This window comes from Vibrio sp. 10N.237.312.B06 (assembly GCF_041464685.1).
Lineage (GTDB): Bacteria > Pseudomonadota > Gammaproteobacteria > Enterobacterales > Vibrionaceae > Vibrio > Vibrio tasmaniensis_A.
This window is the reverse complement of sequence record NZ_JBFSPI010000097.1, coordinates 1-18490: the sequence shown is the minus strand read 5'-3', so window position 1 is coordinate 18490 and position 18490 is coordinate 1. Positions and strand designations below refer to the sequence as shown.

The following is an 18490-nucleotide window of genomic DNA, read 5'->3' as shown; positions in this document are numbered from 1 at the left end:
ATTATCTGCTAACTGCAAGATCGTTCAAGTCTTCTTAAACGATCGGCATTAACTCGGTTGAGTGGCTTTTTTTTGATCTTCTGGACTTTGAAGCTTTTGGCTATAGACCTTGCACGTATTGAGCGTTAGTTCGAACTTCAACCATCTGCTCTAGGTTCTGTTGTGAACCATCAACGCCGTCAATCAAACCTTGGAAGTGTTTGATAAGCTCTACTTTGTCTTGTACTTCTTTCGAACCCGCACCGATGTTGGTTAGGTCGACGAAGAACTCGTCGAACAGACCAGAGAAATCCGTTACAGCGTCATGGTTTAAGAACTGCTCGTGGTTGTAAATACTTGGGTAGCCGCCCTTCTGTTTATCAACCGCGAAAGAGATGCCTTTCACGTTGGTAATCGTGGTCGCTTTCTCACACTTCAACATACAACCCGCTTCGATGCTTGGCTTGTTACAACCTACCGTTCTTTGGAAGAAACACTGACGGCTGGTCATCATTAAGATTGGGTGGTAGATGCTGTAGAACAGTTTGAAGTTCTCTGGGCGGCGAATATGACGAATCTGACCTTTGTTGATCTCGTTCGAAATGAAAGCACCAGCACAATTTAGCTCTTCTTTCAGCGTAACCAATGCATGAGAGTTTGTGGTGTTCATGAACGGGCCTGCTACCCACTCAATTCCCATCTCGTAAGCTTTGTAGGCAATACCCGTGTTGTTGGTCACGATGCGAGCTGGCTTGATCTCTTCCAGAATACGAACTGCTTCGTCGTAATCTTTGCCGATCAATACTGCAGGAAACCAAGGAATCAAACGTGGGTTTGCTGCCAAGATATCGATGTACTTGTTACAACGCTTCTTGAAGCTTTCAGGCAGTTTGAAGTAAACATCCGCGTCAGTTACGTCACACAGGTGCAAATCTTCCACATCAGCGATAAGCATCGACATGGTTGGCTTCTCGTTCACCTTCGGTTGCTGAGGCAGTGCTGGCACTTCAACGTGCTTAATCACTTTCACAGAACCGTTTAAGATGAAATCGATTTCGTCTTTTAAGACCGACACTTCTTTCAAAGGAAGAATCAGACCTTCATCTAAGTTGTCGTAGTTACAGTTTTCAAGCGTATGAACAGCACTCTTCACTGACTTGAAACGCTTTTCAAGTAACGCCTGAGTAATCGCAGTCTCTTTAGCTGTTGCCAATAACGATTGAGATTGAACCGTAAAGTTTTCTTTTGGTGTGTTCACTGTCACCGTAAATGGCTGACCCACCTTAGCACTAAACGACAATGACACAGGTGTATTACGAATATCAAGGAACTCGATCTTGTCGCGCATTTCGCTACCTAGCGCATTCTTAGCTTCATAAAGATCGCTAGTTACTTCTTGAATTTGCACAACAGAGATTTCATTGTTCTCTTTCGTCGCTTTATCAACGGCGTAGTTCATGCTGTTGTCGCGAGGGTTATCGATGAACATGTCTTTCGTTAGGTTGCCCTTAAGGAAAGAGTTGGTGAAATCACGGTTGAATACTTTGTGTAGGTTTGAATCGTCTTCGATCAACAAACCACTTTCTACAAAGCTATCAATCTGTTTTCGCCACGTGTCTACCACAGTGTATACGTAGTGTGCGCCTTTAATACGGCCTTCTACTTTCAACGAGTCAACTTTCGCGTCAACCAGTTCTGGTAGGTCGTAGTAAGCGGAGTTATCTTTCAAGTTCAGTGGGAACTTGTTGCCTGCGTTGGTGATTTCGTATTCATCACGACACGCTTGGCTACAACGCCCACGGTTACCTGAGTTGCCGACACTTACAGAGCTTGAGTAACATTGGCCAGAGAATGCTATACACAAAGCGCCATGTACAAACACTTCAGTTAGAACATCGTGATCGTGTGCCACTTCCGTCAGCATTTTGATTTCTGGTAGGTTCAATTCACGAGACAAGTTAACGCGCGTCGCGCCAATCTTAGACAAGAACTTAATCTGGCCTTCGTTGTGCGTCGTTAACTGAGTCGATGCGTGAACATCTAACGATGGGAAATGCTTTTTCACCAAATCAAACAAACCAAGATCTTGAACGATGATGCCGTCTAGTTTGGTGTTCACCAGTTGGTTCAGCAATTTAGTGATAGTCTTAATTTCATGCTCCAGCAGCACAACGTTAAGAGTCAGAAACACTTCACAACCATATTCATGAGCAAGGCGAATCACACCATTCAACTCATCTAACGAAAGGTTAGAGGCTCTGTTACGAGCGTTGAAGGTGTCTAAACCACAATAAACCGCATTGGCACCGGCCACGATAGCGGCTTTAATCGCCTCGACATCGCCACCTGGGGCTAATAACTCAATCTTTCTGCTCATTTTTGAAGTCGCTCACTTACTTATAATTTTTAAGGCGCGTATTCTACCTACAACACGATCTCTTTACCACCTAACAACACTTTCCAAACTAAATGACCTCAATAATGCCAAACGAATTCGATTTACCTATCCTTTATTCTTTAAGACGCTGCCCTTACGCTATGCGAGGAAGGATGGGTATCGCACTATCACAGCAGAAAGTGTTACTTCGAGAAATTGTTACCAAAGATAAGCCTAGCGAACTATTGGCCAGTTCGCCAAAAGGCACTGTTCCAGTATTGGTATTGCCAGATGGTCAAATCATAGAACAGAGCTTAGATGTGATGAACTGGGCGCTTCAACAAAACGATCCTCAAGATCTTCTTCGCTTAAGCAATCCAATACTTAGCGAGCAAGTCCAACAACTCATTAAAACCAACGATGAAGAATTTATTGGCCACTTAGAAAAGTACAGAGCGTCTGTTCGTTACCGAAACATCGATAGTGCACAACGTCGACAAGCCTGCGAAGCGTTCATTCGTCAGTTAGAAGCGCTACTCACCAATCAGCCTTACTTCTTTGGTGACACCCCTAGCCTAGCCGACTTTGCTGTGATGCCGTTTGTTAGTCAGTTCGTAAGAGTCGAGAAGAAGTGGTTTGTGCAATCTGAATATAAAAACGTAGGACGTTGGTTAAGAGCGCACCTTGAAAGTAAGCTCTATACCCAAGTCATGAAGCAATATCCTTTGTGGAATGAAACCAAGCAAGATTGTGTTTTTGGGTAGTATTAAGTCGCTATGAATTGCTGAAGATAACTCTAGATTACCGAAGATGACTGTAAACAGTTCTAAATAAGCATAGACAGCTCTCTATTGTTATGAGAATCGTGACACTGAATCACAAGCAATGCTATTGATGGCATATTAGATATCAACGAAAATCGCATTTCACTCAATCACAACGTTAGTTTGAAATGCGCTATGCCAAAAAACAAAGTAAACACATTCAACACACCTAGCCCCGATTTTAAAGGGTTCGCGAAAGTTTCACTGTTAGTGGCCTTCTCGCTTGCCCTTTCAGGCTGTAGCGCGAAAAACAAAGCAACCAACACAAGCCCATCTGCTGCGCAGCAGAATCAAGCCTACACAGCCAAGAGCTTCAATAAACCCAATAGCAAAGTCACGTTGATCCTCTCTTTTTCTGGGGGCGGCACGCGTGCGGCGGCGCTCTCATATGGTGTGTTGCAAGCATTGCGCGACACCAACATCCAAGTAAATGGTGAAACGGTCAATCTGTTAGAAGAAGTTGATATGATCAGTTCGGTATCCGGTGGCAGCTTTACCGCCGCGTATTATGGTTTGTATGGTGACCAGATATTCGAAGATTACGAAGAAACGTTCCTTTATCACGAAGTCTCAAAAGATCTGTTCTCCATCCTTTTATCTCCGACTTATTGGTTCTCGTACGCCACCAGAACAGACAAAGCCACCGACTATTACAAAGCCAACATCTTCGGTGAAAGTACATTTGCCGACATGCACCGAGAAGATGCACCCTACATTGTCATTAACGCGACCGACATTTCAACGGGTTCGCGTTTTTCATTCACACAAGAGTATTTTGACCTCATATGTTCAGACTTGAACAGCTATTCAGTGTCCAGTTCGGTGACGGCTTCTTCTGCTGTGCCTTTCGTTTTCACACCTGTGGTACTAGAAAACAAAAATGACTGTGATAAATCAGAGCATTTACAACCCTCGTTTGAGGCCACAAGTTACCGCAACCGAAATCTGATCAAGTCGTTAAAGTCATATAGCAATAAGGATGATGTGAGTTATCTCCACCTTGTGGATGGCGGAATTACTGACAACCTCGGTTTGCTATCGGTATATGAGATGTCTGAATACTTGCGTTACAACGACAACGAAGAGTTGAAAAACTTGTACGACAACCAACACGCGCGCCCTATTGTCATCATTTCGGTTGATGCATCGACGACGCCAGAATCTGGCATTGGAGAGTCGATTGAAGCACCTTCCATGAAACAAACGGTGGATGTCATCACCGATATACAGTTGCATCGCTACAACGATACAACAAAAGATTTGATCGTTGACGAGTTGCAATCTTGGCAAGAACTGGCCTCTCATCAAGGTCGTAAGGTTTCACCCTACTTCATTGAGATCAGCTTGAATAAATCAGACAACAGCGCAAAGCGATATTTGCTCAATCAAATTCCGACGGACTTTATGATAGACAAAGAAAACGTCGACCTATTGATTGAAGAAGGTAACAAACAACTTGTTGCCGATCCGGAATTCCGAAACTTCTTATCATTTGAACGCAACAAATAATGCTAATCTAGTTGCTTATTAAAGCGCAATTTGGCAACTAAAGTTACGTCATAACTTCACCTTTACAAGGATCACTATGGAATTTGAAAACAACATCTTACATCTCGGGTCATTCTTTGCAGTGACCATGGGGATCGTGGTTCTATTTGTCGGACGAAGGCTGAATCAAGTCATCGGTTTTTTGAAAGAGTTCAGTATCCCTGAACCTGTCTCTGGTGGGATTTTGGCATCGCTTCTGTTCGCGGTTTTATACGCGACGACCTCAATCGAAGTGCAGTTTGATCTGTTTGCCCGCGATGTATTATTGGTCTACTTCTTTACCACGATTGGTATTAACTCAAGTTTGAAAGACCTGTTCAAAGGCGGAAAGCCCTTGGTCATTTTGCTAGCAATCACTATCTTCTTCATGATCATGCAGAACATCGTCGGTATTTCTGTCGCATCAATGTTTAGCCTAGAGCCTGTCTTTGGCCTGCTCAGCGGAAGTATTTCACTGATTGGCGGACATGGCACCGCGATTGCTTGGGCACCCAAGGTTGCAGAAGAATTCGGCCTAGAAAGCGCAATGGAAATTGGTATCGCCAGTGCAACGTTCGGGCTGATTTTAGCCAGCCTTATGGGCGGTCCTATTGCAAAGTTTCTCATCAAGCGTCATAACCTCAAACCTACCGATGAGCAATCAGGCTCAATCGATTCAAAGGCCAAAAAGCAACAACAAGCTCTCACATCATTTCAATTTTTGGACGCCGTATTAGCGATCCATATTTGTGTCATTGTCGGCGCGTTGCTTAATGAATTGATCAGTCAAACAGGATTACAACTTCCACTGTTCGTATCGTGTTTGTTTGCGGGTATCGTGATCACCAACGTAATGCCAGACTCCTACCCAAGAATCTCGGGCGCAAAATGGCCGACACGCTCGCCCGCTATCGACTTAATTGCTGAAATCTCTCTGGGTACATTTTTGGCGATGTCATTAATGAGCATGCAGCTTTGGACGCTCATTGACTTGGCGGGTCCTATCTTCGCGATATTGGCAATGCAGCTGCTATTGGCCGTGATAATCAATATCTTCATCGTGTTCCCATCAATGGGTAAGACCTATGGTGCGGCTGTTGTATGTGCTGGGTTCGGAGGGATTTCGTTAGGTTCAACACCTACAGCCATGGCAAACATGTCGGCAGTAAGTCAGAAATATGGGCATTCAGCACAAGCCTTCATCATCGTGCCATTGGTATGCGCGTTCTTCATTGATTTAGCGAACGCCCTGATTATTCCTTACTTCATGAGAATGATGTAGCTGACCTTTGTTAAGACGGTACACCACAATTTGTTAAAGCGGTGTACCGCAATTTATTTAGGCGGTGTACCCCAATAAAAAGAGCCGCTCGTACAGAGCGGCTCTTTTGCTAATGACTCAATTTGACTATCACTAACGACAACCCAAAGCTTATTGAATCGCTATCGAAATCTCGACTTCAGTTTCGCCTTTGTAGAATTCAAAATCTGTCGTGTAAGTTCGAACATGTGGGCAATCCGCTGCGTTGAAATACGCCCATACTTCACCCCATAGGTCGATCACTGCTTGAGGGAGTTCACCTTCAGCAGAAAACGTTAAGTATTTGCCTGCTTGTATTTCGGTTTCGACAAGCGCATCTAAATTGTTATCGGTGAGTGCGTTAGTACAAGCGATAACATCAAATTCACCCGTAAAGTCTGACTCGTAGTTGGTGTAGACACCGTACACTTTTGAATCCGGTGTTAATTTTGGAAACGCTTGGTCAAAAAAGCCCTGCCACAATTTCCCTATCTTGGCTTTGGCTGGATCCATCTCATCGGTATTAGTGGTTCTTACTGAAAAACCATACGCCTTTACAGCTTCAATCGTTTCTACTTTCATTCGTTTTATTCCTAAGCCAATTGACGATCTAACTATATTGAATCCAATGTTTTGTAAAATAACACGACTAATCTTGTATCTCTTTATGCCCACATTTTTCGCAGACAAGGTGACGAGAAAACTCATCCATTGACGCGATAAACGGGCCAAGGAACCAACCTTTTATCATGCCTGCCCAAAACTCGCTTCGCTTTTGGTTAGGTTTGTCTGCAAACGCACTCGTCTTTCTGACCAACACAACAACATGTTGTGTGTCTTCTCTGCACGCGGTGCAATAGCATTGTTCTATGGTGTTATTCATTTGAAAGCCTATGACGTTTTGAATGAAATCTGCTGAAAATGAGGATTGTCGACACAGACTTCTAGTGTGGAAAGATCAGTGAGTACGACAAGTTGTTCTACACCTTGAATACTGACCTTAATGCACTCTTCACGGCTATCATTGCGTTGAGTATCTAATCCGACACATTCAATCTGCTCGCCAGACTTCAGCGTTAATTTGATTGGGTATCGGTGCATACACACAATCTCAATATAATCGTAATCGTTGCAACTAATCATAATACCCCTCCAATTCATCCACCACGCTAATGCGACACGCCATACTATGCAATATGCATATGATCAATCATTTACCTAAATCACATTGATGTTCGTCCGAAACTAAACTTGCTTCTAATCCTATTTCTAAACGTGCTTCTAAACCTACTTCTAAACTTAGCTTAATCCAGCTTAACCCATTCACGTTTCTTCTACTCACGCCTGCTTATTCTTTCATTGTTAAATAATAATCGAGAACAAAACAATGAAAACCATGAACCATTTACACGTGTTAGCTTTTTTAGGTTTAGTCGCTTCAATGATGACGTTTAATGCGAGTGCCGCCTCAGAAATCGATGCGAGGCACTTTGCCAATGGTAAAGCCAAATACACGCAGCTTTGTCGGGTGTGTCATGGCGACAAAGGACACGGTGATGGCCCCACTGCCGCTTCATTGCCACACAAGCCCGCCAATATCGCTAATAAACTAGGCGGCTTTTTTACCAGTCCAAGTTCTTTGGCGAATGACATTTTAGAAGGTAACGCAGAACAAGGTATGCCAGCGTGGAAAGATGTTATCACAAAGCAAGACGCGTTAGATGTCTTGTCATATATAGATTCAATTCAGTAAATTTTCACTTGTTTGAGCATTCTTGTATAAACACCATGTGGGGCTACATTGTCACGCGTGGCTATATCGGGGGACAGCGATTACTTGAGAGCTTTCCAATAATGATAAAGCCCATCGATATCTGAAGAACACATCAACGACATTGCGCCTTTGATCTGTTCTTCGCTCCACTCCCACCATTTCATTTCTAACAACTGAGCAATCTCAGTGTCATCGAATCGATAACGGATATGGCGAGCAGGGTTTGAACCGACAATCGAGTATGGCGCTACATCTTTGGTCACAACCGCTCTACTCGCGATAATCGCCCCGTCACCAACCTTAACACCACTCATGATCATCGCTTCTGTGCCAATCCACACATCGTTACCAATCATGGTATCACCAGAGCGTTCAAAGCCGTCTATCGCATCTTCAAACTTCTCGTCGTCTTGGTAGAAAAACGGGAAGGTACTCACCCACTGATTTTGGTGGCCTTGGTTTCCCGCCATCATAAATACGGCACCTGAACCAATCGAGCAATAACTGCCGATGATCAACTTGTCGATGTCTGTTCTATCAGGCAGCAGATAACGCGCACAATCATCAAAGCTGTGATTGTGGTAATAACCTGAATAGTAGCTATGTTCGCCCACGATGATGTTTGGGTTGGTCACTTGTTCTTTCAGTGACTTTCCGACAAACGGGCTCTCAAAATAGTTTTTCATGTTTGTACTCTTAGTTTCGTTCTTTTAGTTAGGTACTTTTGTTGCGTGTTTATGGTTTTAACTGGTTTATCTTAGTGTAAAGGCCAACGTGCCCTATCGACCGCCCGCAATATCAATAAATGAGCCGGTTACATAAGAAGCTTCGTCTGACAGTAACCACGCGATAGAGTTAGCGACTTCTTCTGGCGTGCCACCTCGTTGTAATGGTAGTTGCGAAGCTAGTCTGTCTACGCGATCAGGTTCTCCGCCGTCTGCGTGCATCTCAGTATAAATGCACCCTGGCCTTACGCCATTCACTCGGATATTGCGTGAAGCCAATTCAAGCGATAAGCCTTTGGTGAGTGAATCCATCGCACCTTTCGATGCTGCGTAATCCACGTACTCAAATGGTGCGCCCGTTCGCGAAGCAGCAGACGATACATTCACGATCGAACCCGCACCGTCAGCTTGTTTGATAAAGGCTTTACTGCACAGGAAGCAGCTTGATACATTCGATTTCATCACCTTTTCAAAGCGATCCAATTCGATGTCAACCAAAGGTGACTGAGTAAATAAAATCCCTGCATTATTGACCAAGTGAGTCACTGGACCTAGCTTGTTACGAGCAATCTCGAATAAGGATTTCACGTCCGATTCAACAGACACGTCCGCACGCACGCTTATGGCAGTTCCGCCTTGTTCACGAATCTCGTTCACTAGATCTTCAGCTCGCGACTCATTGTGTATGAAGTTAACACATACGGCATAACCTTTACTGGCCAACAATTTAGATGTCGCCGCGCCAATGCCTCGGCTCCCGCCTGTTACAATCACTACCTTGTTCAATGAAACCTCCTAATACTACTTGTTTGATATAACCTGATTTCTCGATATAAACTGATCGTATCGACACAAACTAATTGTTCGATACAACCTGAACCCACTGCGATCGCCACGCCGGCGCTTCGAATGGGTCTGGCCAAAACTCAGTTTGCTTTTGAATTAGACCATCAACGACCGTGTGAAAGGTGATCACCCGGTCTTTCAATACACTGTCTGTAACCGAAACGTCCGTTACTACCGTATCACCTTCACAGACAATTGAATTGAGCGTGAACTCCCAAACACCATTGGCGGGGTATTCAACATTGATTGCCGTGAAGTTGTCGCGCCCTACCGTCAATTCAGACGACTGAGGCCAATAGCCTTCAAAATCTTCCGCTAGCCATTCGCTTGCCTTGGCAAAATCATTACTGCGCATTGCATCCCAAAAACCTAATACCACTTGTTTTGGTGTCATTATTCTTCCTTAAATTAGCTACTTTCGACTAAGCGTTACTGATTAAACGTATTTGCCAATGATTATTGAAAGATCATCGACACTGTTAGCAATGTAGTCCGGCTTGGTTTGCCAATTTTCAGGCTCCGATCGGCTATAACCTGCGGCTACGGCAATCACTTTTGCATTGTTACCCAGCGCGGCTTCAATATTGCGAGCAAACTGTGTGTCCGCTTCATGGTCACCGATGTACATCAAACAAAGCTCATTAGTCGGATCGGCGCCAAATATGTTCTCGACACATTTCACACCACCAAATGGATGGGGTTTTTGGTTGCCGTTCGAGACATCGTCATAACCCACGACCGATTTAAACAAATCGCCGATGCCATAACTGTCGAGTACACCACGAATATTCAATTGAGAGTTTTGAGAGCAGATCCCATGTGGAAGATGCGCAAACTGATTAACCACGATTTCCATTCCTTCAAACAAGGCAACGGCTGTTTGGTTTTTCTCTTGATGCTCTGCCCACATTCCACCAGCGATCAACATTTCATCGTGTGATAAACCGTAATAGTCGACATATAAGGCTTGCCAGTTTTTAGCACCGTGGTTGGCTTCATGATAAAGCGCTTCGCTAAGCAAATATTTAGGTAAGTTGTCGCCTGACAAGTGTGGCGCAACTAAAGAGATAATGTCTTTGGTGATTGCGATATTCTTTGGAACGGAGTTGACTAAGGTTCCATCGTAATCCCAAGGATGGCATCTAACTTCATGGTGTATCTCGTTGTTTAAATTGACGATTTCAATTTATCACTTGAAACCCTATTGAGGGAAATCTTATTGTCTTGAATTTCGAAATTTGTCTAATAGGAGCAAAGCTAGAGAACAAACCGTTACTAGCAAACAAAAACCAAACAGCCTTTGCTCACATCACTGCTTTATCAATTGCAATATATGCGTATAATCCCCGCTCCATTGCGCTATCGCCATTAAAAATAGCGCCATTCAACACTTTTAATGAGTACCCAATGTCGAAACTATTTTTCAAAGGCCGTATCGAAACAAGACAGAACCACGTTCTTGCTGGCTACAACGTAAACCGCGATGTAAAAGCGGGTACTGAAGAATCTCCAATTGCTGTAGTAGTTCAAACTGAAGCGCGCAAAGCAGAAGTTGAAGCATTAGCTGCTGAAAATACTATCTTCGTTACTGTTACAGTCGACGCAGACAAAGAAGAGAACACCATCGAGCTTGATACTCTACTGAACAAGCCAAAAACGATGACGTTTGAAAAGACCCCTAACCGTAACGACCCATGTTCTTGCGGTAGCGGTAAGAAATACAAGAAATGTTGTGCATAAGGCTTCTCACTCAAAACTGCCAATAGCACGATGAGTTAAGTAATATCTAACGGGAAGATCATTGAGGTCTTCCCGTTTTTATTTGCCTAAGCCAAACTCACAAACTCAGTCGAGGTTGTCTGGTGTATTCAAATATGTTCCACATTGGGTACATTTGTAATCACCTGTCGCGCCCGAACCTGTAACACCAAAAGATAGAAACTCCGATAAAATTCGTTGGAGTAAACTCGGTTCTTTATCTTCAGCTTGTGGTGCCTTTTGCACTTGGCTACTGAACATCGTGTACCTATGCAGTGTAAGTTTCTTACAGTTACAGCAGAACGCTCTCGTCTTCTCACTTCCATACATAATATCTATAGCCTTAACTCAAAGCACAAATTCAACACATGGCAAATATGCCACATGTTGAGTTTAATCTATATATTTTCATAAAGTTATGAGCAAATTAAAGCGTTTCAAAGAAAGGTAAGCTCTCGACTGTTAAGTGACGTGTTGATGAACAAAGTTATTCAATTCAGTCACGCTTCTGATGATGTAAACCTCTTTCTCTTTAGCGCGCAATTCTAACTGCGCTCTAAAGTCGTCATTCCAAAATTTAGGACACAGTTTTAGTGTCTTATAACTTTGTATCGTGCCTTTTAGCACTGAGCTTCCATCAGGCCAGCCTTCAGGTTTAACAAATAAACCTTTGAGCATTCTCTTGGTTACAAACCAGTAGCTAGTTGAATAAGGAAGGTCGATATAAACCAAGGTATCAGCTGCATCTAACCGTGTGTTGAACGAGCCTAGAGGGCCAAAACCATCGATGATCCAGCTTTCAGAGTTGATTATGTTGTCGTGCGCTAGGTCGAACACTTCACGCTCAACAAACTCTCCGTTGGCCTTATAAACAATAGAGTCCAACTGGTGAAGCTCTATGCCTGTAGCTAGAGCCAACGCCTTGCTGATTGTGGACTTTCCACTCCCAGGCTTGCCAAAAACCGCGACCTTTTTCATATGACTTCCTCTATTCAGATAAAACCCATAAGACAGCGACAAAAAACCCACCTTACGGGTGGGTTCGATAAACAAAGCGCATCAACAATCCCACCATTCCTATGGAATGATGATAATTCGTTGGTTAGATGACGCTAAATTCAGTTTCATAACACTACTTTTATATATTGTTGCTTAGTTGTCAATGCAGCCAAACGTTGATTGGGAAGCTATATCATCGTCAAGTCGCACCCATTAATGGTCTAAATGAGTGCCTATTGGCTCGGTTATTCAGCTTTCGCCACTGTCGCTTCTGAAAGCTTGCTTAGTACACCCGATATCTTCTTAACCACTTCGTCACAGCCATTGATCGCGTGACGCTCTACCAAGTAATTAGGATCGTTGTAAGACAACCATACTTTCTTATTGGAATCTTCCGTGACTAACACCTTCTGCGGTAAGTCTATCGCGACATCTTGAGCGCATTGCATTAATGGTGTCCCTACTTTTGGGTTACCAAAGATGATGACTTCCGTTGGTCTCAATTCAAGAGCAACCTTACTCGCATTTTTCTGATGGTCGATTCTCGCAAACAAGGTCAAACCTTTGCTTTTGGCGATTTCTTCAAAGCGGTCAGCGGTCTCTTTCACTGAGTAATTACTTTGGTATTTAATCAAACCATCAGAAGCCGTAGCTGAAAATGATGCCGAGAGTAAAATGGCGCATAGTGGTAGTAATTTTTTCATCGTCACCTCTGAGATTTAACCTAATCAAACTTACATTCGTAGCGCCACTTCTAAAATCAGCGACGTAACCCATGTCAGTATAGACACGTTTCCATTCTCAATTTGCAGAGAGGATCACTTTTCTAATGCGTCTTATTATCAGCAGTTGAGATAGGAATTGTTTCAAAAGCTAAACACATGATCAGTGCCACGACTTAGTCCCACACTTTTCACACTGGTATTCGTAATCACTGTCGACATAAAAACCGGGAACATTATGGTCACCTTTAAACAATAACGTCATCAGGTACTCCATCAACACGCCTAGTTTCCATTGTTTCTTTTCAGATTCAGCGTCCGCTTTAGATTCAGCATCGGAAGCGTTAACAGCAAGGTGCGGGGTAAGTGCGTTGCACTGCTCACAGTGATAAGGGTGTTTAATATATTTATTATCAAGCATTTATATAAGTCATCTAACATTTATAAAGTTGATGAATACTAACAACTTATCACTCGGTTCTCGAACTCATTGTTGTCCTTTAGAGTTTTATTAGAAAGAAATGAGACACGAGATAATACCATGTGCCATGTATCTACTTTTATTGGCATTGCGCAGAACAAAAAGAGTAACCGTGTATCGTTTGAAATTTAGTTAAGCGCTTTAATTAGAACCGTGTATTTCCACAGGTTTGCTTCATCTTCTCCGAGCTCGATACTTGCTTCTCCACCCTCTTTATCAAGAATAAAAACAGGCATCTGTCCGCTAGACTCTCCATTTTCATAATCGCATGACATTTTGGCTTCCAGTAGAATAGCGTTAGCTTCATGCTTAGAAAGAACACCCGAATAAATGCATTCTTCAGTTTGAGATGAGACTTCCTGTCCGAAAGAGTCGAACTTAAAGGTTGGGAAGTTGAGTTTTGATTCAGAATCCTCGACAGTGATCGACACTTGGTAATCGATAGCTTCAATATTGTTATCGGTTGCAAATACACAACCGGAAACGCCAAGTAACAATACAGCTAAAGCAGTGGTTTTCATGTGGTTCTTATTCCTTCAACAATGGGCTTGCTACTCTGAAGTAACACTATGAATTCCCGGGTTTAATTTAAACGTTGTTAGGTGAAACTTGTTTGCCATTACTTGGCAAGATAGCTAACTTTTACTTTAACAACCCTTTGTCCGCAGCACCTTCAAGTTGCACTTCTAGTTCTTTCCATAGAGCACGACTGCCTTTAGAGATACGCTCGCCATTAAAGGTCAGTACTTTGTCTTTGGATATGTTGTGCTTCTTCCAGCTGTGACCATCACCATGGATGTTATGAAGCAAAGGTGGCACTCTATCGATCGCCTTACCAAATCTGGCTTCCGGTGACTCACCCGCTTCGAACTCAAGCCATAAATCCAAATACTCGGTTCTTAAATGGCTTGGCAATGATTTCAGCAAGCGCTCAACACAGTTTCTCTCTTTGAGTTTGTTTTCTTCGGTTTCACTGGCATAAATGATGGTGTCTCCTGCATCGATTTCCCCAAGGTCATGTATCAGTAACATCTTCATCACTCGCGTAATATCGATTTGTTCATTGGCATAGTCTTTCAACATAAGAGCGCTCAAACAGACGTGCCAACTGTGCTCAGCTGAGTTTTCATATCGATCCAATCCAACCGGTTTTGTCTGTCGATGAACATCCTTTAATTGTTCAATCTCGACCATGAATTGCAGAATGCCTTTGATTTCTTCCACGATGAGCTTCCTTTAATTGAGCTTGAGCAACACACGAATGAGCCTTAGCTTATTTACCTGTTAGCCATAGGGTGTTCAGGGTTTAACTGAAGCAGATCCCACAAGTTACCGTAAAGATCTTCAAACACAGCAACGGTACCGTAACCTTGCTCTTTAGGCTCTCGGACAAAGTTAATGCCCAAAGACGTCATGCGTTCGTAATCACGCCAGAAGTCATCGGTGTTTAAGAATAGGAATACGCGTCCACCAGCTTGGTTGCCGATGAAATCAAGTTGCTCTGGCTTGGAAGCTCTAGCAAGTAACAGGCTCACACCGGTTGAATTTGGTGGAGCAACAACAACCCAGCGTTTATCTTCTTCTGGTAAATACGTGTCTTCGATGAGATCAAACTTAAGCTTGTTTACATAAAAATCAAGCGCTTCATCGTAGTCTTTTACCACGAGTGCAATGTGGACAATATTCTGTTTCATAACATACCTTGTTGGGGTTTTAGCTACGTGGAATGATGCCATGAAGCAGGCAAAGACACTAGGTGTTAACACTTAGTTTGGTGTTATGGTTAAAACAGTCCTAAGAGTACTCATGTTTTAGTTGCTAGCAAAGCACCGCAAGTCGCCAAAAAGCCACCTGATAACCTGTTCAATAGCATCTTTGCTGAGCGCCCTTGAAATACAAAACGAGCTTTAGAGGCAGTGCAAGCATAGAGACTCAATACTCCACCTACAGCTACAGCTACAGTTGAAATCACCAAAATCATCATCACATCTGTTGTGGTAAATGTTTTTAGGTCTATGAATGCGGGAAAGAAACCCATGTAAAACAAAATCGCCTTTGGGTTTGAAACTGTCATCAATAACCCGATAATCACGCTTGAAGCTTTCATTCCTTGCTCCGAAGATGTACTCGATGATTCACTAACATCTGACGTCCATGTTGTGTAAGCCAACCAAAACAAATAGGCAACGCCTACATATTTAATTACCGTAGCAAATTCACCCATTGCGCTAGCTAAAGCTGATAAACCAGACAAAGCTAAGAATATAAAAATGTAATCCGCGATTAGTACGCCAAGCACCACTAACAAGCCTTGTTTCCAACCAAAGCTTAGAGACCTCGACAGAACTGCGAGAACGCTGGGTCCCGGTATGGCTGCAGATAGTAACATCGCAACAAATAGAGCAATTCCTGATGTAATTGACATGATCCCTCCCTAGATCGTTTGTCGTTCGACAATTAACCTATTTATGTGACTAAACGATTTGACCGCGCATGATAAATTGCGGGCCTGCTGCGCCACCTAAATACTGTTCATTGGTATCTTCGAAGCCGCCTTTCTTATAACAGTTGAATGCTGCGGGATTTTTGCAATTCACGGTTAAGTAAATCAACTCATACGCTGAGTAATTCGCTTTTAAATATGGAAACAAAGCTTTGACCGTGCCCGTTCCTAAACCTTTACCTTGCTGGTTTTTATCAAGCACAAAAGCTCTTAAGCCAATACTTCCTTCAGGGCAGAATTCGTAGTGCTCTGCGCAAGCGATATCCAGCTTAAAGAAACCAACAACTTCGTTATCAGACTTAATCACGTGCAAGTGCGTCGTTTCACTGCCGTCTAATAAAAACTCTGCAGCTGTACCAGCGAACTTAACCTGTTCATCGGCGAGTTGGATGGCCTGAACTAACGCCACATGTGATTCTTGAAGCCTTTCAATAGTTATCATTGTTGTTCCTTCTGTATAACACGCACGAAAAACCGACTAGAGCTCATCGCTAGTGTCTCGAGAACCGTAGTTTGGGAAGTTGATATTAAGAACGTTATCATCCTCAAGTGTGAATAGAACGCTTCCATTCTCGACACCAGTTTCGTTCCTATCTGAACAACCTAGAAACAGCTCCCAATCAAACGAATATTGAAGGCGGTATTGATTCGCATTGATGTGTAGAACGTCTTTGATTTTAATACCGTCCACCACGTGTGCCATATCATCGATGTATGACAGGTCTGGGATTAACTTTTCTTCGAAATCACTCTTATGCTCGGTTAAGAAATTGAGCAGCTCAGAACATAACTCGGAGCCTTGAATCAATGGTTTAGACAGACTAAAAAACAACATTCCTAAATACTCCAAGGATTGTTTTGATATTGGGAAGATGGGCGCGAATCTGTTACAAATTCAAGCTCAACCAGCACTAACCTTTAAGGCTAAACGTTACTATTATTCGAGCTATTAAACGAGTACATTCGAACTTCATCTCGAGGAAACCAGCCCAACTTTTCGTAAAACTGTTGAGCGTTGATGTTGTCGTTATAGACAAACAAGTGAGTCTTCGGGATGCCTAACCCTGCAAGAGCGTTGACCGCCTCTGCGACAAGCTTACAACCTAACTTTTGCCCTCTAAAGTTGGCCGAGACAGCTAAATGTTGTAAATACCCACGACGTCCATCCGTTCCGACTAACACAGCGCCAATGATCTCGTTGTTACTTTCAGCCACAAAACTCAGACCAGGGTTACGATCTAAATAGCTCGCAATGCTTTCTTTCGAATCGGCATCACGAATACTCATGCCTTCTGTCTGGCACCACAACGCGATCACTGAGTCGTAGTCTGAAATGTCCATTTCCCGAATGTTGACCACTCTACTCTCCTTGTTTATACGGGTACTTAGTTAGCCGTGTTTCTCGTAATAAATGAGTAGCTAATAATACTTATGTGTTAACGAATATCTTGGCAGAACCTAAAGAGATAACCATCTGGAGTTTGAACGATGAACTGCTTCTGAATCGCTATGGACTCTCCACATTGATAAGACTTCGACTCTAACGCTAAGTAAATAGAATCAGCGGCGCTTTCGTTAACTCTCTGATATAGAGGTTCGATGTCGATAGCATCCCATTGAAAGTTAACGCCACGCCCTAAAGGTAACGCCAGATCACCTGAAAGCCATTTTCGACTTTTGCCCGCAATCCCTTCAAGCATCACATCAACACCATCAAGCGTTAGATAAACAAACTCTTCATCTGGGCGCTCGTATTTCACTTCAAACCCCAACACATCGACAAAGAAGGATTTGCTCACATTAATATCGAAACAATAAAGCTCTGGAACTACTCGTAATGTCATCATTGATCCTTTAGTCATTCAATTAAAGATATGAGGAGAATCTGTTTTACTAAGCCAGCTTCCCAAAGATGACTGGATCGCTCAACAGATTCGTCAGAGGAAGAAACAATGGCTCAGGTAACTCATCTAGCTTAAACCATTTCCATTGCTTACATTTATCAGGTTCTGTCACCTGCGGTTCGCCGCTAGCGTCAGAAGCTACAACAAACAGCGTTATATAGTGCTTGTTCTCTTTCTCAAAAATATCATTGGTAAAAGAGAGCTTTTCAAATCCACTAACAACTAGGCCTGTCTCTTCAAGTGTTTCACGTTTGGCGCACTCTTCAATGCTCTCACCCCATTCAAGGTGTCCGCCCGGCGTTGCCCACGTATGAGCCCCATGAGAACCAATTCGCTCTCCAAGTAGTACTCGTCCTTCACGTAGAATAACCGCAGCGACACCTACTCTTACTTCATGACTCACTTAAAACTCCTTAATTCTTACCAAGTGACAAACGTACAGCTAAGGTTTGACCAACGCTACACATGAATACGCCGACCTGTCGGCATTGCTTCCAAACGCTCGCCTAATACTTCTTTCAACAGGCCATAAGCTTTCTTGCCTGTACAGTGCCCTGTATACAGTTTATCAATGGGGTATTGAGACAACGTCAATCCAAGATCTCTAATGTCTTGCTTTGTGCCACCAATACTATTGAACAATGGTAAGCCCACTAAATGGAAGCCCCCGACAACCGCTTTTATTCTCTCTCCTGGGAACAGAGTAACCGCTGTATCGAATAAGGATTAAGGTGTTGCGTAGCCAACACTAAATCCCAAGTGTTGAACAAG

At 43.1% G+C, this 18490-nt stretch carries 25 protein-coding genes and 2 pseudogenes; 5 read left to right on the top strand and 22 right to left on the bottom strand.

Annotated elements, in window-relative coordinates; translation table 11 throughout:
• Positions 1-100: 100 nt before the first annotated feature.
• Positions 101-2356, bottom strand: a complete 2256-nt coding sequence (locus AB6C75_RS20000; RefSeq protein WP_372108884.1) for a peptidase U32 family protein — start codon at positions 2354-2356, stop codon at positions 101-103.
• A gap of 173 nt (positions 2357-2529) precedes the next feature.
• Between AB6C75_RS20000 and AB6C75_RS19995 the strand changes: the two genes are divergently transcribed.
• From AB6C75_RS19995 to gltS, 3 genes are all read left to right on the top strand, one after another.
• A complete protein-coding gene (locus AB6C75_RS19995) occupies positions 2530-3120 on the top strand; it encodes a glutathione S-transferase (RefSeq protein WP_372108886.1) in 591 nt (196 codons plus the stop codon).
• 195 nt (positions 3121-3315) lie between these two features.
• Positions 3316-4689, top strand: coding sequence for a patatin-like phospholipase family protein (locus AB6C75_RS19990; protein WP_372108882.1), 1374 nt, complete (start codon positions 3316-3318; stop codon positions 4687-4689).
• A 76-nt stretch (positions 4690-4765) separates the two neighbouring features.
• Positions 4766-5989, top strand: coding sequence for a sodium/glutamate symporter (gene gltS / locus AB6C75_RS19985; RefSeq protein WP_372108880.1), 1224 nt, complete (start codon positions 4766-4768; stop codon positions 5987-5989).
• 150 nt (positions 5990-6139) lie between these two features.
• On the opposite strand, the gene AB6C75_RS19980 is transcribed toward gltS, so the two are convergent.
• The 3 genes from AB6C75_RS19980 to AB6C75_RS19970 all read right to left on the bottom strand — a co-directional run bounded on the left by AB6C75_RS19980 (position 6140) and on the right by AB6C75_RS19970 (position 7150).
• Positions 6140-6589: a GyrI-like domain-containing protein gene (locus AB6C75_RS19980; RefSeq protein ID WP_372048380.1), complete on the bottom strand. Its 450-nt coding sequence runs from the start codon at positions 6587-6589 to the stop codon at positions 6140-6142.
• 67 nt (positions 6590-6656) lie between these two features.
• A complete protein-coding gene (locus AB6C75_RS19975; protein WP_004733848.1) occupies positions 6657-6890 on the bottom strand; it encodes a hypothetical protein in 234 nt (77 codons plus the stop codon).
• 8 nt (positions 6891-6898) lie between these two features.
• Positions 6899-7150, bottom strand: coding sequence for a Rho-binding antiterminator (locus tag AB6C75_RS19970; protein WP_004733849.1), 252 nt, complete (start codon positions 7148-7150; stop codon positions 6899-6901).
• 244 nt (positions 7151-7394) lie between these two features.
• Here AB6C75_RS19970 and AB6C75_RS19965 point away from each other — a divergent pair, with 244 nt between their 5' ends.
• Complete coding sequence (locus AB6C75_RS19965) at positions 7395-7760, top strand: cytochrome c (RefSeq protein ID WP_372108877.1); 366 nt, start codon at positions 7395-7397, stop codon at positions 7758-7760.
• An 80-nt stretch (positions 7761-7840) separates the two neighbouring features.
• On the opposite strand, the gene catB is transcribed toward AB6C75_RS19965, so the two are convergent.
• The 4 genes and pseudogenes from catB to AB6C75_RS19945 all read right to left on the bottom strand — a co-directional run bounded on the left by catB (position 7841) and on the right by AB6C75_RS19945 (position 10504).
• The gene (gene catB / locus AB6C75_RS19960) at positions 7841-8467 is read right to left on the bottom strand and encodes a type B chloramphenicol O-acetyltransferase (RefSeq protein ID WP_372108875.1); all 627 of its coding nucleotides are present in this window, start codon (positions 8465-8467) and stop codon (positions 7841-7843) included.
• Between the two features lie 93 nt (positions 8468-8560).
• Positions 8561-9292, bottom strand: coding sequence for a glucose 1-dehydrogenase (locus AB6C75_RS19955; RefSeq protein ID WP_009846813.1), 732 nt, complete (start codon positions 9290-9292; stop codon positions 8561-8563).
• Positions 9293-9362: 70 nt separating this feature from the next.
• Positions 9363-9746 (bottom strand): nuclear transport factor 2 family protein, encoded by a 384-nt coding sequence (locus AB6C75_RS19950; protein WP_372108872.1) that lies wholly within the window; start codon positions 9744-9746, stop codon positions 9363-9365.
• Between the two features lie 42 nt (positions 9747-9788).
• Positions 9789-10504: pseudogene (locus AB6C75_RS19945) on the bottom strand (HAD family hydrolase).
• Positions 10505-10759: 255 nt separating this feature from the next.
• On the opposite strand from AB6C75_RS19945, the gene AB6C75_RS19940 reads away from it, so the two are divergent.
• Positions 10760-11092 carry a PBPRA1643 family SWIM/SEC-C metal-binding motif protein gene (locus tag AB6C75_RS19940; RefSeq protein ID WP_041472810.1) on the top strand — a complete coding sequence of 111 codons (333 nt, stop codon included), beginning with the start codon at positions 10760-10762 and terminating at the stop codon, positions 11090-11092.
• Between the two features lie 105 nt (positions 11093-11197).
• Here the strand turns inward: AB6C75_RS19940 and AB6C75_RS19935 are convergent, their stop codons facing one another.
• The 14 genes and pseudogenes from AB6C75_RS19935 to AB6C75_RS19870 form a co-directional block, all read right to left on the bottom strand.
• Positions 11198-11440, bottom strand: coding sequence for a hypothetical protein (locus tag AB6C75_RS19935; RefSeq protein ID WP_029223182.1), 243 nt, complete (start codon positions 11438-11440; stop codon positions 11198-11200).
• Positions 11441-11572: 132 nt separating this feature from the next.
• Positions 11573-12088 (bottom strand): adenylate kinase, encoded by a 516-nt coding sequence (locus AB6C75_RS19930; RefSeq protein ID WP_372108870.1) that lies wholly within the window; start codon positions 12086-12088, stop codon positions 11573-11575.
• Between the two features lie 266 nt (positions 12089-12354).
• A complete protein-coding gene (locus AB6C75_RS19925) occupies positions 12355-12813 on the bottom strand; it encodes a DUF302 domain-containing protein (protein ID WP_372108868.1) in 459 nt (152 codons plus the stop codon).
• A gap of 181 nt (positions 12814-12994) precedes the next feature.
• Positions 12995-13252, bottom strand: coding sequence for a hypothetical protein (locus AB6C75_RS19920; RefSeq protein WP_017080543.1), 258 nt, complete (start codon positions 13250-13252; stop codon positions 12995-12997).
• A gap of 188 nt (positions 13253-13440) precedes the next feature.
• Positions 13441-13833, bottom strand: coding sequence for a hypothetical protein (locus AB6C75_RS19915; protein WP_102248895.1), 393 nt, complete (start codon positions 13831-13833; stop codon positions 13441-13443).
• A gap of 121 nt (positions 13834-13954) precedes the next feature.
• Entirely contained in the window at positions 13955-14536 is a 582-nt protein-coding gene (locus AB6C75_RS19910; protein ID WP_135381692.1) for an HD domain-containing protein, read from the bottom strand.
• 53 nt (positions 14537-14589) lie between these two features.
• On the bottom strand, positions 14590-15006 hold the full coding sequence (locus tag AB6C75_RS19905; protein WP_017061801.1) for a VOC family protein: 417 nt from the start codon (positions 15004-15006) through the stop codon (positions 14590-14592).
• A 110-nt stretch (positions 15007-15116) separates the two neighbouring features.
• On the bottom strand, positions 15117-15737 hold the full coding sequence (locus AB6C75_RS19900; protein WP_372108865.1) for a LysE family translocator: 621 nt from the start codon (positions 15735-15737) through the stop codon (positions 15117-15119).
• Between the two features lie 49 nt (positions 15738-15786).
• A complete protein-coding gene (locus AB6C75_RS19895) occupies positions 15787-16257 on the bottom strand; it encodes a GNAT family N-acetyltransferase (RefSeq protein ID WP_012604020.1) in 471 nt (156 codons plus the stop codon).
• Between the two features lie 36 nt (positions 16258-16293).
• Positions 16294-16650 (bottom strand): hypothetical protein, encoded by a 357-nt coding sequence (locus tag AB6C75_RS19890; RefSeq protein ID WP_009846824.1) that lies wholly within the window; start codon positions 16648-16650, stop codon positions 16294-16296.
• A gap of 89 nt (positions 16651-16739) precedes the next feature.
• Entirely contained in the window at positions 16740-17174 is a 435-nt protein-coding gene (locus AB6C75_RS19885; RefSeq protein ID WP_012604022.1) for a GNAT family N-acetyltransferase, read from the bottom strand.
• Between the two features lie 77 nt (positions 17175-17251).
• A complete protein-coding gene (locus tag AB6C75_RS19880) occupies positions 17252-17659 on the bottom strand; it encodes a VOC family protein (protein WP_017104348.1) in 408 nt (135 codons plus the stop codon).
• A 49-nt stretch (positions 17660-17708) separates the two neighbouring features.
• Positions 17709-18122 (bottom strand): NUDIX hydrolase, encoded by a 414-nt coding sequence (locus AB6C75_RS19875; protein WP_012604024.1) that lies wholly within the window; start codon positions 18120-18122, stop codon positions 17709-17711.
• A gap of 56 nt (positions 18123-18178) precedes the next feature.
• Positions 18179-18445: pseudogene (locus tag AB6C75_RS19870) on the bottom strand (MBL fold metallo-hydrolase); the annotation flags it as partial.
• Positions 18446-18490: the final 45 nt, after the last annotated feature.

Bases quoted from the DNA above. Each gene is read 5' to 3' on its own strand.
- AB6C75_RS19990 (WP_372108882.1), top strand. From the start codon at position 3,316: ATGCCAAAAAACAAAGTAAACACATTCAACACACCTAGCCCCGATTTT.
- AB6C75_RS19975 (WP_004733848.1), bottom strand. From the start codon at position 6,890: ATGAATAACACCATAGAACAATGCTATTGCACCGCGTGCAGAGAAGAC.
- AB6C75_RS19900 (WP_372108865.1), bottom strand. From the start codon at position 15,737: ATGTCAATTACATCAGGAATTGCTCTATTTGTTGCGATGTTACTATCT.
- AB6C75_RS19895 (WP_012604020.1), bottom strand. From the start codon at position 16,257: ATGATAACTATTGAAAGGCTTCAAGAATCACATGTGGCGTTAGTTCAG.
- AB6C75_RS19905 (WP_017061801.1), bottom strand. From the start codon at position 15,006: ATGAAACAGAATATTGTCCACATTGCACTCGTGGTAAAAGACTACGAT.
- AB6C75_RS19925 (WP_372108868.1), bottom strand. From the start codon at position 12,813: ATGAAAAAATTACTACCACTATGCGCCATTTTACTCTCGGCATCATTT.
- AB6C75_RS19995 (WP_372108886.1), top strand. From the start codon at position 2,530: ATGGGTATCGCACTATCACAGCAGAAAGTGTTACTTCGAGAAATTGTT.
- AB6C75_RS19890 (WP_009846824.1), bottom strand. From the start codon at position 16,650: ATGTTGTTTTTTAGTCTGTCTAAACCATTGATTCAAGGCTCCGAGTTA.
- AB6C75_RS19980 (WP_372048380.1), bottom strand. From the start codon at position 6,589: ATGAAAGTAGAAACGATTGAAGCTGTAAAGGCGTATGGTTTTTCAGTA.
- AB6C75_RS19970 (WP_004733849.1), bottom strand. From the start codon at position 7,150: ATGATTAGTTGCAACGATTACGATTATATTGAGATTGTGTGTATGCAC.
- AB6C75_RS19915 (WP_102248895.1), bottom strand. From the start codon at position 13,833: ATGAAAACCACTGCTTTAGCTGTATTGTTACTTGGCGTTTCCGGTTGT.
- gltS (WP_372108880.1), top strand. From the start codon at position 4,766: ATGGAATTTGAAAACAACATCTTACATCTCGGGTCATTCTTTGCAGTG.
- AB6C75_RS19950 (WP_372108872.1), bottom strand. From the start codon at position 9,746: ATGACACCAAAACAAGTGGTATTAGGTTTTTGGGATGCAATGCGCAGT.
- AB6C75_RS20000 (WP_372108884.1), bottom strand. From the start codon at position 2,356: ATGAGCAGAAAGATTGAGTTATTAGCCCCAGGTGGCGATGTCGAGGCG.
- AB6C75_RS19930 (WP_372108870.1), bottom strand. From the start codon at position 12,088: ATGAAAAAGGTCGCGGTTTTTGGCAAGCCTGGGAGTGGAAAGTCCACA.
- AB6C75_RS19880 (WP_017104348.1), bottom strand. From the start codon at position 17,659: ATGACATTACGAGTAGTTCCAGAGCTTTATTGTTTCGATATTAATGTG.
- catB (WP_372108875.1), bottom strand. From the start codon at position 8,467: ATGAAAAACTATTTTGAGAGCCCGTTTGTCGGAAAGTCACTGAAAGAA.
- AB6C75_RS19920 (WP_017080543.1), bottom strand. From the start codon at position 13,252: ATGCTTGATAATAAATATATTAAACACCCTTATCACTGTGAGCAGTGC.
- AB6C75_RS19935 (WP_029223182.1), bottom strand. From the start codon at position 11,440: ATGTATGGAAGTGAGAAGACGAGAGCGTTCTGCTGTAACTGTAAGAAA.
- AB6C75_RS19940 (WP_041472810.1), top strand. From the start codon at position 10,760: ATGTCGAAACTATTTTTCAAAGGCCGTATCGAAACAAGACAGAACCAC.
- AB6C75_RS19965 (WP_372108877.1), top strand. From the start codon at position 7,395: ATGAAAACCATGAACCATTTACACGTGTTAGCTTTTTTAGGTTTAGTC.